Origin of the sequence: Streptomyces sp. NPDC086835 (genome assembly GCF_044745705.1) — a bacterium.
Lineage (GTDB): Bacteria > Actinomycetota > Actinomycetes > Streptomycetales > Streptomycetaceae > Streptomyces.
The window spans coordinates 24,861-37,340 of record NZ_JBIVAU010000023.1 but is presented as its reverse complement, the minus strand read 5'-3'; the positions used below and the strand labels follow the sequence as shown (position 1 = coordinate 37,340).

Annotated in this window: 11 protein-coding genes; 2 read left to right on the top strand and 9 right to left on the bottom strand. The window is 69.2% G+C overall.

All coding sequences use genetic code 11. From position 1 onward, the window contains the following. Positions 1-405 precede the first annotated feature (405 nt). From ACIPJI_RS36005 to thyX, 3 genes are all read right to left on the bottom strand, one after another. Positions 406-2,091, bottom strand: a complete 1,686-nt coding sequence (locus ACIPJI_RS36005) for a ribonuclease J (protein WP_356622178.1) — start codon at positions 2,089-2,091, stop codon at positions 406-408. Between the two features lie 165 nt (positions 2,092-2,256). Beyond that, positions 2,257-3,156, bottom strand: coding sequence for a 4-hydroxy-tetrahydrodipicolinate synthase (gene dapA / locus ACIPJI_RS36000; protein WP_402251155.1), 900 nt, complete (start codon positions 3,154-3,156; stop codon positions 2,257-2,259). 193 nt (positions 3,157-3,349) lie between these two features. Continuing rightward, positions 3,350-4,090 carry an FAD-dependent thymidylate synthase gene (gene thyX / locus ACIPJI_RS35995; RefSeq protein WP_356622179.1) on the bottom strand — a complete coding sequence of 247 codons (741 nt, stop codon included), beginning with the start codon at positions 4,088-4,090 and terminating at the stop codon, positions 3,350-3,352. 200 nt (positions 4,091-4,290) lie between these two features. Here thyX and ACIPJI_RS35990 point away from each other — a divergent pair, with 200 nt between their 5' ends. Both ACIPJI_RS35990 and ACIPJI_RS35985 read left to right on the top strand, forming a co-directional pair. Continuing rightward, positions 4,291-4,557: a hypothetical protein gene (locus ACIPJI_RS35990; protein WP_402251153.1), complete on the top strand. Its 267-nt coding sequence runs from the start codon at positions 4,291-4,293 to the stop codon at positions 4,555-4,557. A gap of 123 nt (positions 4,558-4,680) precedes the next feature. After that, positions 4,681-5,229: a hypothetical protein gene (locus ACIPJI_RS35985; protein WP_356622181.1), complete on the top strand. Its 549-nt coding sequence runs from the start codon at positions 4,681-4,683 to the stop codon at positions 5,227-5,229. Positions 5,230-5,263: 34 nt separating this feature from the next. Here the strand turns inward: ACIPJI_RS35985 and ACIPJI_RS35980 are convergent, their stop codons facing one another. The 6 genes from ACIPJI_RS35980 to eccD all read right to left on the bottom strand — a co-directional run bounded on the left by ACIPJI_RS35980 (position 5,264) and on the right by eccD (position 12,352). Next, the gene (locus tag ACIPJI_RS35980) at positions 5,264-5,716 is read right to left on the bottom strand and encodes a tetratricopeptide repeat protein (protein WP_005311182.1); all 453 of its coding nucleotides are present in this window, start codon (positions 5,714-5,716) and stop codon (positions 5,264-5,266) included. Positions 5,717-5,724: 8 nt separating this feature from the next. After that, positions 5,725-6,477: a 4-hydroxy-tetrahydrodipicolinate reductase gene (gene dapB, locus ACIPJI_RS35975; protein WP_189473290.1), complete on the bottom strand. Its 753-nt coding sequence runs from the start codon at positions 6,475-6,477 to the stop codon at positions 5,725-5,727. Positions 6,478-6,495: 18 nt separating this feature from the next. Further along, a complete protein-coding gene (locus ACIPJI_RS35970) occupies positions 6,496-7,875 on the bottom strand; it encodes a M16 family metallopeptidase (protein WP_402251150.1) in 1,380 nt (459 codons plus the stop codon). Next, a complete protein-coding gene (locus tag ACIPJI_RS35965; protein ID WP_307708593.1) occupies positions 7,872-10,088 on the bottom strand; it encodes a polyribonucleotide nucleotidyltransferase in 2,217 nt (738 codons plus the stop codon). Before ACIPJI_RS35965 ends, ACIPJI_RS35970 begins: the two co-directional genes overlap by 4 nt. 273 nt (positions 10,089-10,361) lie before the next feature. Next, a complete protein-coding gene (gene rpsO / locus ACIPJI_RS35960; protein WP_307708592.1) occupies positions 10,362-10,652 on the bottom strand; it encodes a 30S ribosomal protein S15 in 291 nt (96 codons plus the stop codon). A 221-nt stretch (positions 10,653-10,873) separates the two neighbouring features. Next, positions 10,874-12,352 (bottom strand): type VII secretion integral membrane protein EccD, encoded by a 1,479-nt coding sequence (gene eccD, locus ACIPJI_RS35955; RefSeq protein ID WP_402251147.1) that lies wholly within the window; start codon positions 12,350-12,352, stop codon positions 10,874-10,876. Between the last annotated feature and the right edge of the window lie 128 nt (positions 12,353-12,480).

Genomic DNA, 12,480 nt, shown 5'->3' with positions numbered 1-12,480 from the left:
CCATCCGAAGATGGACGGGGTATCAACATATCTGGCGTTGATTTTTGGCACACTGTTGAGTTCTCAAGGAACGGACGCTTCCTTTGTACTCACCCGCAGAACATTTTCTGGGGCTTTCCTCCGGGCGCTTCCCTTCGGTCTTGCGTTTCCGACTCTATCAGACTCTTTCGTGTCCGATTCCCGGCCGGCGGGTTTTGCCTTTCAGTTCTGCGCTTTCGCGTTTCCCTTTCCGGCGGCTCCGACTTTATCAGAAGTTCTGAGTCGGAATTCCCCGCCCCCTGCGGGCACCACACAGCACGCATGAGTGTGCGGGGTTCCCGATCGGGCGGAGACGTAAACGTACTGGAGCGGAGCGCCCCGATGCAAATCGGGGGCCCCGCTCCGGAGTTGGCGCGTCGGAGGGCGTCAGACCTCGACGACGACCGGGAGGATCATCGGACGCCGGCGGTAGGTGTCGGAGACCCACTTGCCCACCGTGCGACGCACGAGCTGCTGCAACTGGTGCGGCTCGGCGACGCCGTCGGAGGCCGCCTTGGCGATCGCGTCCTCGATCTTCGGCATGACCGCCGAGAACGTCGAGTCCTCGATGCCCGAGCCCCGGGCGTGGATGTTCGGCCCGCCCACGACCTTGCCCGTCGTGCTGTCGACGACGAGGAAGACCGAGATGATGCCTTCTTCACCGAGGATGCGGCGGTCCTTGAGCGCGGGCTCCGTGACGTCTCCGACGGAGAGACCGTCGACGTACACATAACCGGCCTGCACCTTGCCGACGATCTTGGCCTTGCCGTCGATCAGGTCGACGACCACGCCGTCCTCGGCGATCACGATCCGGTCCTTGGGGACACCCGTCAGGGCGCCGAGCTCCGCGTTGGCACGCAGGTGGCGCCATTCGCCGTGGACCGGCATCAGGTTCTTCGGCTTGCAGATGTTGTAGAAGTACAGCAGCTCGCCGGCCGACGCGTGGCCCGAGACATGGACCTTGGCGTTGCCCTTGTGGACGACGTTCGCGCCCCAGCGGGTCAGGCCGTTGATCACGCGGTACACCGCGTTCTCGTTCCCCGGGATCAGGGACGAGGCCAGGATGACGGTGTCGCCCTGGACGATGCGGATCTGGTGATCGCGGTTGGCCATCCGGGAGAGAGCGGCCATCGGCTCACCCTGGGAGCCGGTACAGACGAGCACGACCTCGTGGTCGGGAAGATCGTCGAGGGTCTTCACGTCGACGACCAGGCCGGCCGGGATCCGCAGATAGCCGAGGTCCCGGGCGATGCCCATGTTCCGGACCATCGAACGCCCGACGAAGGCCACGCGCCTGCCGTACTCGTGGGCCGCGTCGAGGATCTGCTGGATGCGATGGACGTGGCTGGCGAAGCTGGCCACGATGATCCGCTTCTGCGCGTTGGCGAAGACCGTGCGCAGGACGTTCGAGATGTCGCGCTCGGGCGGGACGAATCCCGGCACCTCGGCGTTCGTCGAGTCGGAGAGCAGGAGGTCGATGCCCTCCTCGCTCAGCCGCGCGAAGGCATGCAGGTCGGTGAGGCGCCGGTCCAGCGGGAGCTGGTCCATCTTGAAGTCACCGGTGTGGACGACCATGCCCGCAGGGGTGCGGATGGCGACCGCCAGAGCGTCCGGGATGGAGTGGTTGACCGCGATGAACTCGCAGTCGAAGGGGCCGATGCGCTCACGGTGCCCCTCGGTCACCTCGAGGGTGTAGGGGCGGATCCGGTGCTCCTGGAGCTTGGCCTCGATCAGCGCGAGGGTCAGCTTGGAGCCGATCAGCGGGATGTCCGGCTTCAGCCGGAGCAGGTACGGGACACCGCCGATGTGGTCCTCGTGGCCGTGCGTGAGCACGATGCCGTCGATGTCGTCGAGGCGGTCCCTGATGGTGGTGAAGTCCGGCAGGATCAGGTCGATGCCGGGCTGCTCCTCCTCGGGGAAGAGGACGCCGCAGTCGACGATGAGCAGCCGGCCGCCGTATTCGAAGACGGTCATGTTCCGGCCGATCTCACCGAGACCGCCGAGCGGGGTGACGCGCAGGCCGCCCTTCGGCAGCTTGGGCGGCGCGCCGAGTTCAGGATGCGGATGACTCAAAAGACTCTCCTCACCATGTACGCCACCTGCCGCGGGGGCACGTGGCGTACATGACATTCGTGCACTTGCTGTTGTCTGTGTCCGGCCGGGTCCGTCGGCCGACCGCAGTGGGTCGGCCGGTCTCGGTCTCGTCGGCCGGTTCGTCTATTCAGTTGTGAAGTCTGTTCAGAGCTCTACCCCGCCGGCTGCCAGGTCGACCTTGAGCTGGGCGGTTTCTTCCGGCGAGAGCTCGACGAGGGGAAGCCGGAGCGGACCGGCGGGCAGGCCCTGGAGGGCCAGCGCCGCCTTGGTCGTGATGACGCCCTGGGTGCGGAACATGCCGGTGAACACCGGCAGCAGCTTCTGGTGGATCTCCGTCGCCTTCTGGACGTCACCGCCGCGGTGGGCGTCGAGCAGCGCACGCAACTCGGGCGTGACGACGTGGCCCACGACGGAGACGAAGCCGCAGGCGCCGACGGAGAGCAGCGGCAGGTTGAGCATGTCGTCGCCCGAGTACCAGGCGAGCCCGCTGCGGGCGATGGCCCAGCTGGCGCGGCCGAGGTCGCCCTTGGCGTCCTTGTTGGCGACGATCCGCGGGTGCTCGGCGAGACGGACGATCGTCTCCGTGTCGATCGGCACGCCGCTGCGACCGGGGATGTCGTACAGCATCACGGGCAGCGCGGTCGCGTCCGCGATGGCCGTGAAGTGGCGGAGCAGGCCCTCCTGAGGGGGCTTGTTGTAATACGGCGTGACGGCGAGCAGGCCGTGCGCGCCGGCCCGTTCGGCGGCGCGGGCGAGCTCGATGCTGTGGCGGGTGTCGTTCGTGCCGATACCGGCGACGACATGGGCCCGGTCTCCGACCGCTTCCAGTACTGCCCGTACGAGCTGGTCTTTCTCCGCGTCGCTGGTGGTGGGCGACTCGCCGGTGGTGCCGTTGACGACCAGGCCGTCGTTGCCTGCGTCCACCAGATGGGCCGCCAGCTGCTGGGCGCCCGCGAGATCAAGTGCGCCGTCCGCCGTGAAGGGCGTGACCATGGCGGTGAGGACCCGCCCGAAGGGGGTCTGCGGAGTGGAGATCGGAGCCATGGGTAACACGCTACTCGCTGCTCATCGCCCGATGCCCCCTTGGGGGACGTGACGTACGACGTGGCATGCGGAGCCCGGCACTGCCTGCTCGGGGGTTCAAGCAGTGCCGGGTCCGTTTGATCAGCCTAGATGAACTTCTCGAAACGCCGCAATACGGACACCTCGTCCGGGTCCGCCGTACATGTGTGCCCTACTACGGTGCGATGCGTCCGTTGGCGTTGAATGCGGCGTATGTGAGCGGCATGAGCTTCGCCCAGTGCTGTTCCATCTTCTCGCCGACCATTTCGATCTCACGCTGCGGGAAGGACGGGACCTTCGCCAGCTCGTGCTGGGTGCGCAGGCCGAGGAAGTGCATCAGCGAGCGGGCATTGCAGGTCGCGTACATCGAGGAGTACATACCGACCGGCAGAACGGACCTGGCCACCTCGCGGGCGACGCCGGCGTCGAGCATCTCCACGTACGCCTCGTACGCATGGGCGTAGGAGTCGGCCATCACGCGGCCGGTCAGCTCCTGCTGGGCCTGGGTGCCCTCGACGAAGACGTACTTCCCCGGGCGGCCCTCCTGGACGAGCTTGCGCTCGGCGTCCGGGATGTAGAAGACCGGCTCGAGGCGGCGGTAGCGACCGGACTCCTCGTTGTACGACCAGCCGGCGCGGTGCCGCATGAACTCACGGAAGACGAAGATCGGGGCGCTGATGAAGAACGTCATCGAGTTGTGCTCGAACGGGCTTCCGTGGCGGTCGCGCATCAAGTAGTTGATCAGGCCCTTGGAGCGCTCCGGGTCCTTCGAGAGCTCCTCGAGGGACTGCTCGCCCGCGGTGGAGACACGGGCGGCCCACAGCACGTCGGAGTCTCCGGCGGTGTGCTTCACCAACTCGACGGTCACGTCGCTTCGGAAGCTGGGCTTGGCCATCTCTGCGGGGGTCTCACTCACCGGCGGGTCCTTCCATCTGCATCGCTCGGGCGGCGCCCACTCTACGGCGCGGTACCGACAGCGCCGACCATGCCGTCCGTTCGAGGTGTCCTTTGGTCAATTCGGGGAATTCGGGCACCAAATGACGTCTGCGCTCGTCTGTACGAGTAGCGGTGTTCAACCACGCAGCCGTTCCGTCACGAGTCACAGGAGAGTCCCTGATGTCCCTCCCCCAGCCATCGCTGGGCGGTGCCCCCCGGCGAGAGGCCGTCCCCTTCGCGTTCGTCGCCGAGGCCGATGCCTTTCGCAGTAACGTCACTCCCCCTCCCCCCGTCCGCCCCAGCCGTTCAGAGCTCGCGGGACGGGTGCTTGTCGGGCTGACCGTCGTGGCCGGCCTGGTGGGTTCGCTGCTCTTCGGGCTGCCGGCGCTGGATGCGGGCAGCACGCCCTCGCATCCCAAGAAGTCCGAAGCGTCCCAGAACCGCTGAGGCCGTCGCCGCCGGGCGGCACGGACCGGCCCCCACGGCCCCCTGGGGTGGTCGGCGCCCGGCGGCCTCGGTAGCCTCACCGGGCACAGCCCAACCGAGTGTGCTGGTGAGTGAGGATCAGTCGTGCCCCTGCCCTTTCTGACGGCCGACCGTGCTTTTGACACGCAAGAGGACGACGTCGCGCTGCCTTTCGACGATCACGACCAGTGGCGGCGTCCGTACCGGCCCGGCCCATGGCGGGTCGGGGCTGCCGCCCTGCTGTTGCTGCTCGCCTCGTTCGTGCTGATCGCGGGCGTGATCATCGCCTTCGCGGGTGCCCTGCCGGGCGCCGGGGCGTGCTTCGTGCTCGGCCTCGTGTTGATCACGGCCGCGCTGCGGCTGCTGCGCATGGGGGTCTGGGTCAGCCGGCACGGCCTGCGGCGCGTGGCCTTCTTCGCGACGACCACCGTCCCGTGGCGCCGTACCTCGGAACTGCGCACCGTGCAGCAGCCGGTGCGCTGGCTGGGCCTGCCCCGTACGGTGCAGGGCCAGGCACTCGTGGCCGCCCGCCCGGGCGGGGAGCCGCTCACGCTGCTCACCGACCACAGCGCCGACTTCCTGTCACGGCCGGAAGCCTTCGACCGCGCCGCGGACACCGTGGAGGCGTGGGGCGCGGAGTACCGAGCCGGCTGACCCTCCGCTCACCCGCCGCCTGTCGGCGCCGGAATCAGTTCGGGACGGGCCTGCCGTCGTGCAGCGCGATCGCGCGCTGCATCGCGCGGCGGGCCCGCGGTGTGTCACGGGCGTCGTGATAGGCGACGGCCAGCCGGAACCAGCAGCGCCAGTCGCCGGGAGAGTCCTCCGTCTCCGCGCGCCGCTTGGCGAACACGGCGTCCGCGGAGTCACGGTCGATGCGCCCGCCGGGCGTACGGACCAGCTCGTCGACGGGCAGCCCGCCCTCGGCCTCCAGTTCGGCCGCCAGCTGGTTGGCGCGGTTGACGAAACGGGTGTTCATCCACAGGAACCAGACGCCGATCACCGGCAGGATCAGCACCGCGACACCGAACGTGACGGTCAGCGCGGTGCCCTGCTTCAGCAGCATCACACCCCGGCTGCCGACGAGGACGAAGTAGACGACCAGGACGGCAGCCGTGACGAAGTACGTGATCTTTGCGCGCATGGTCCGCTTCAGCCGAGGTCGAGGAAGTTCTCCAGGCCGAACGTGAGGCCGGGAGCGGACACCACGCGGCGGACGCCGAGCAGGATGCCGGGCATGAAGCTGCTGTGGTGCAGGGAGTCATGACGGATGGTCAGGGTCTCGCCCTCGCCGCCGAGCAGCACCTCCTGATGGGCCAGGAGCCCGCGCAGCCGGATGGCGTGCACCGGGATGCCGTCGACGTCCGCGCCCCGCGCGCCCTCGAGGGCGGTGACCGTGGCGTCGGGCTGCGGCGCGCAGCCCGCCTCGGCGCGGGCCGCGGCGATGAGCTGGGCCGTGCGGGTGGCGGTGCCGGAGGGGGCGTCGGCCTTGTTCGGGTGGTGCAGCTCGACGACCTCGACCGACTCGTAGTAACGAGCGGCCTGCTGGGCGAACTTCATGGTGAGGACCGCGCCGATGGAGAAGTTGGGCGCGATGAGCACGCCTGTCTCCGGGGAGGCGGCGAGCGAGGTGTTCAGCTGCGCCAGGCGGTCGTCGGTCCAGCCGGTGGTGCCGACGACCGCGTGCATGCCGTGGCGTACGCAGAAGTCCAGGTTGCCCATCACGGAGGCCGGGGTGGTGAGCTCGACGACGACCTGGGTGCCAGAGTCCACAAGGGTCTCCAGCTTGTCGCCGCGGCCGAGCGCCGCCACCAGTTCCATGTCCTCCGCGGCCTCGACGGCGCGTACGGCTTCGGAGCCGATACGGCCCTTGGCGCCCAGGACGGCCACGCGCAGCTTGCTCATCGCTAACTTCCCTCGTTCCTAGGAGACCGCTTCGTGGAGGCGGTCCGCCTGCTTGTCCTTGAGCGGGCCGATGACCGACAGCGACGGGCGCTGTCCCAGCACCTCGCCGGCCACCGCGCGCACCTCGTCGGGGGTGACGGCCGATATGCGGGCGAGCATCTCGTCGACCGACATCTGGGAGCCCCAGCACAGCTCGCTCTTGCCGATGCGGTTCATCAGCGCGCCGGTGTCCTCCAGGCCGAGGACCGTGGAGCCGGAGAGCTGCCCGATGGCGCGCTCGATCTCCTCGTCGGGCAGGCCGTCGGAGGCGACCCGGTCGAGCTCGTCCCGGCAGATCTTGAGCACGTCGTGGACCTGGCTGGGCCGGCAGCCGGCGTAGACGCCGAACAGGCCGGTGTCGGCGAAGCCGGAGGTGTACGAGTACACGCTGTAGGCGAGGCCGCGCTTCTCCCGGACCTCCTGGAAGAGGCGGGAGGACATACCGCCGCCGAGCGCCGTGTTCAGGACGCCGAGCGCCCAGCGCCGCTCGTCGGTACGGGCGAGGCCCGGCACGCCGAGTACGACATGGGCCTGTTCCGTCCTGCGGTTCTGCAGCTCGACCTTGCCCGCGGTGCGCAGCGCGCGGCTGCCGTCGCGGGGCGGTGTGGGGACGGCGTCCGTACGGGAGAGTGCGCCAGCCTTGTCGAAGGCGCGGCGGACCTGGCGCACGACCGTGGCGTGGTCGATGTTGCCCGCGGCCGCGACGACGAGGTGGGTCGGGTCGTAGTGCTTCTTGTAGAAGCGCCGCACCCGGTCCGCGGTCAGGGCGTTCACGGTGTCGACGGTGCCGAGCACCGGGCGGCCCAGGGGCGTGTCGCCGAACATGGTGTGCGCGAACACGTCGTGCACACAGTCGCCGGGGTCGTCCTCGGTCATCGCGATCTCCTCGAGGATGACGCCGCGCTCCGCGTCGACGTCCTCCTGAAGGATCAGCGAGCCGGTGAGCATGTCGCAGACCACGTCGATGGCGAGCGGCAGATCGGTGTCGAGCACCCGCGCGTAGTAGCAGGTGTACTCCTTGGCCGTGAAGGCGTTCATCTCGCCGCCGACCGCGTCGATCGCGGCGGAGATGTCGAGGGCGGACCGCTTGCGGGTGCCCTTGAACAGGAGGTGCTCGAGGTAGTGCGTCGCGCCGCCGAGGGAGGGCGTCTCGTCGCGTGAGCCGACGTTCGCCCAGATGCCGAAGGTGGCGGACCGTACGGAGGGCAGCGTCTCGGTGACGACGCGCAGACCGCCGGGGAGAGTGGTGCGCCGGACGGTGCCGATGCCGTCCTTGCCCTTGAGGAGGGTTTGGGTACGGGCGACGGCCCGCGCCTCCGAGGAGGTGCGGGCCGTCGCCTGTGAACTACGGGACGTCACTTGGCAGCGTCGTCCTTCGTCTCGTCGCCCTCTTCACCCTCGACCACGGGGATGAGGGAGAGCTTGCCGCGCGAGTCGATCTCGGCGATCTCGACCTGGACCTTGGAGCCCACGGCGAGCACGTCCTCGACGTTCTCCACGCGCTTGCCGCCGGCGAGCTTGCGGATCTGCGAGATGTGCAGCAGGCCGTCCTTGCCCGGGAGCAGGGACACGAACGCACCGAAGGTCGTCGTCTTCACGACGGTGCCCAGGTAACGCTCGCCGACCTCCGGCATGGTCGGGTTGGCGATGCCGTTGATCGTGGCGCGGGCGGCCTCGGCGGCCGGACCGTCGGCGGCACCGATGTAGATGGTGCCGTCGTCCTCGATCGTGATGTCGGCGCCGGTGTCCTCCTGGATCTGGTTGATCATCTTGCCCTTGGGGCCGATGACCTCACCGATCTTGTCCACCGGGATCTTGACGGTGATGATGCGCGGCGCGTTCGGGGACATCTCGTCCGGAACGTCGATCGCCTCGTTCATCACGTCGAGGATGTGCAGACGCGCGTCACGGGCCTGCTTCAGCGCGGCGGCCAGGACCGAGGCGGGGATGCCGTCGAGCTTGGTGTCGAGCTGCAGCGCGGTGACGAAGGTCTTGGTGCCGGCGACCTTGAAGTCCATGTCACCGAAGGCGTCCTCCGCACCGAGGATGTCGGTGAGGGCGACGTAGTGCGTCTCGCCGTCGATCTGCTCGGAGATCAGGCCCATGGCGATACCGGCGACGGGGGCCTTGAGCGGCACACCGGCGTTCAGCAGCGACATGGTGGAGGCGCAGACCGAGCCCATGGACGTCGAGCCGTTGGAGCCCAGCGCCTCGGAGACCTGGCGGATCGCGTAGGGGAACTCCTCGCGCGTCGGCAGCACCGGCACGATGGCGCGCTCGGCGAGCGCTCCGTGGCCGATCTCGCGGCGCTTGGGCGAGCCCACGCGGCCGGTCTCACCGACGGAGTACGGCGGGAAGTTGTAGTTGTGCATGTAGCGCTTGCGGGTCACCGGGGAGAGGGTGTCCAGCTGCTGCTCCATGCGGAGCATGTTCAGGGTGGTGACGCCCAGGATCTGGGTCTCGCCACGCTCGAACAGCGCGGAACCGTGCACACGCGGGATGGCCTCGACCTCGGCCGCGAGCGTACGGATGTCCGTGATGCCACGGCCGTCGATGCGGACCTTGTCCTTGATGATCCGCTCGCGGACCAGCTTCTTGGTCAGCGCGCGGTAGGCGCCCGAGATCTCCTTCTCGCGGCCCTCGAAGGCCGGGAGGAGCTTCTCGGCGGCGAGCTCCTTGATGCGGTCGAGCTCGGTCTCGCGCTCCTGCTTGCCGGCGATGGTCAGCGCCTGGGCGAGCTCGCTCTTGACGGCGGCGGTCAGCGCCTCCAGGACGTCGTCCTGGTAGTCGAGGAAGACCGGGAACTCGCCGGTGGGCTTGGCAGCCTTGGCGGCGAGGTCCGACTGTGCCTTGCAGAGGACCTTGATGAAGGGCTTCGCGGCCTCGAGGCCCGCGGCGACGACCTCCTCGGTCGGCGCCTCGGCGCCGCCCTTGACGAGCTCGATCGTCTTCTCGGTGGCCTCGGCCTCGACCATCATGATCGCGACGTCGCCGTCCTCGAGGACGCGGCCCGCGACCACCATGTCGAAGACGGCGTCCTCGAGCTCGGTGTGCGTCGGGAACGCGACCCACTGGCCCTTGATCAGGGCGACACGGGTGCCGCCGATCGGGCCGGAGAAGGGCAGGCCGGCCAGCTGCGTGGAGCAGGAGGCGGCGTTGATGGCGACCACGTCGTACAGGTGGTCGGGGTTGAGAGCCATGATCGTCTCGACGATCTGGATCTCGTTGCGCAGGCCCTTCTTGAAGGAGGGGCGCAGCGGGCGGTCGATCAGGCGGCAGGTGAGGATCGCGTCCTCGGAGGGCCGGCCCTCACGGCGGAAGAAGGAGCCGGGGATCTTGCCGGCTGCGTACATCCGCTCCTCGACGTCCACCGTGAGGGGGAAGAAGTCGAGCTGGTCCTTGGGCTTCTTCGAAGCGGTGGTGGCCGACAGCACCATGGTGTCGTCGTCCAGGTACGCCACGGCGGAACCGGCGGCCTGCTTGGCCAGGCGGCCCGTCTCGAAGCGGATGGTGCGGGTACCGAAGGCGCCGTTGTCGATGACGGCCTCGGCGTAGTGGGTCTCGTTCTCCACCAGCGGTTTCTCCTACATTCGTCTTTTCGTCCCCGCGCCCGTGTGGCCGGGGACCGTGGCGGAGAAGCGCGCCTTGCGTGCGGGCCGGTCTTCGATCGAAGCACCCGGGGTGATCTGTCCGGGGGCCACTACCGAGGACCGGCGGCGAGGAGGCGGCTTCTCGCGCGTTCTGTGTGTCGTTGTGCGACCAGACTAATTGGCGTCCGGTACATCGCGCACGTACAGCAAAGGGAGCGGCCCCCTAAGAATGGGAACCGCTCCCTTCACGGCGTCTTACTTGGCACCGCCGGCAGCACCGCGGCGGATACCGAGCCGGTCCACCAGCGCACGGAAGCGCTGAATGTCCTTCTTGGCCAGGTACTGCAGCAGGCGGCGGCGCTGGCCGACCAGGATCAGCAGACCACGACGGGAGTGGTGGTCGTGCTTGTGCGTCTTGAGGTGCTCGGTCAGGTCCGAGATGCGGCGGGTGAGCATCGCAACCTGGACCTCGGGGGAGCCGGTGTCGCCCTCCTTGGTGCCGAACTCGGTGATGATCTGCTTCTTCGTAGCGGCGTCGAGAGACACTCGGTACTCCTCATGGTTTCGATGCGCCCGCGAGTGCCCCTGGTCTCTGTCTCAGGGGAGCTTCCGTGACTCGGAGGCGGAGGTCCGATGGGCGCTGCACTCCGGAATCCGCAGGACTCCGGGGATCGCATACACAATCGGCCGTTACACAGCGTACCAGCCTGCCGGAGCCCGCCCGGCCGGAGCCCGCCCGGCGCAGCCCTCGTCGGCCGGGCCCCCGGCTAGCTGGTGAGCGAGCGGGCCGCGTTGTAGACGTCCAGGACGGCAAGGCAGAGCGGGACCAGGGAGAGCAGCACGGCGCCCTCGGTGATGTCCAGGAGACGGCCCCAGAAGGGAGAGAGGCCCTTCTTGGGGATGACCAGTCCGATCGCCGTGATCAGCGCGGCACCGGCGGCCACGGCGGCCGTGAGCCAGATCGTACGGATGTCCAGGCCGCCCCGGTCGCCGTACATCAGGAAGTCCTTCATCAGGTCGACCGGCGGGTTCAGGGACAGCCCGAGAACCAGCAGGGCGATGGCCGCGATGCCCGCCACCAGGGTGCAGGAGACCTGCGAGGTGTAGCGGAAGAGACGGGCGCGCAGCAGCATCGCGAGGCCCGCGGCCAGGGCCAGGAACTGCCCCCAGACGTTGCTGGAGAAGCCGAGCACGGCGGCGCAGCCGACGACGACCGCGGCGCAGCCGCCGACGAGGCCGAGCAGCATCTCGTGGCCGCGGCGGGCCTGGGCGGCGATCCGCTCGGCGTCGACCGGCTCTGCCTCCGGCAGCTCGTTCGGGTCCGTGTAGCCGTCGCCCTCGAACTCGTCGGCGGCGCTGCGGGGCGCGGCGTAGCCGATGGGGAGGCGGGCGAAGCGGGCGGAGAGGCCGGGCAGGAAGGCCACCAGGCCGATGGCGACCGGCACCACGACGGCTGCCGTTCCGGTCGCGGACCACTCCGTCATGATCGCCAGGAAGGTGGCGGCGGTGCCGGTGACGGCCAGGAACGTGGCCGCGACGAACGGGGCGTCGCCGCTCGGAGTGAGGGCGACGAGGGCCACCGAGGCGATCAGCACGGTCACACAGCCGAGGAGGAACTGCAGCCGGCCGGGGCCGTGGCCCGGGTCGGGGCCGATGATTCCGGAGCCGGCGATGAGCAGGAGCGGCAGCGCCCCGAGTCCGAGGGCCACGGCCGTGCCGCGGTCGGCGTAGACGCGTGCCCGCACACCGGCGAAGGCCGTGAGCAGCACGCCGGCGGCGCCCGCGATGATGCCCGGCAGGCTGTGCATGTCGTGGCGGACCGGATCGGCGAACCACAGCACGAAGCCCATCAGGACGAGCAGCAGCACGCCGCCGACGAGGCCGGCTCCGCGCAGCAGGTCGTCGCTCCACAGGTGACGGTCGCGGACCACGGCGGACGCCACGGCGTCCGAGACGTCGTCGAAGACCGCCGGGGGCAGGGAGTCGGCGAACGGACGCAGGCTCAACACGTCGCCGTCGAGCACCCGTTGGGCGGCGAGGGACCGTGCGCCGTCGAGGACCGTGCCGTCCCTGCGCACCAGGTGATACCCGGTGGGTGCGCCCGCCGCCTGCGTCTGTCCGGTCAGGCGCAGGATCTCCGGATAGACGTCGGCAACGGCGATGTCCTCGGGGAGGGCGACATCGATACGGCTGTCCGGCGCCACAACGGTGACGCGGCAGAAGCCGGTCGCTGCGGTCGTACTCACGTGTGTGGACCCCCTGATTCGCGGTTGCGCACGATGCGCGCGCCACCCTACCGGGACACGTGGGACCGGTCTGCAAGTAGGATCACCGTCGCGCGGAGGGGAGCGCGCCGATCACCCGGTCCCGGGGG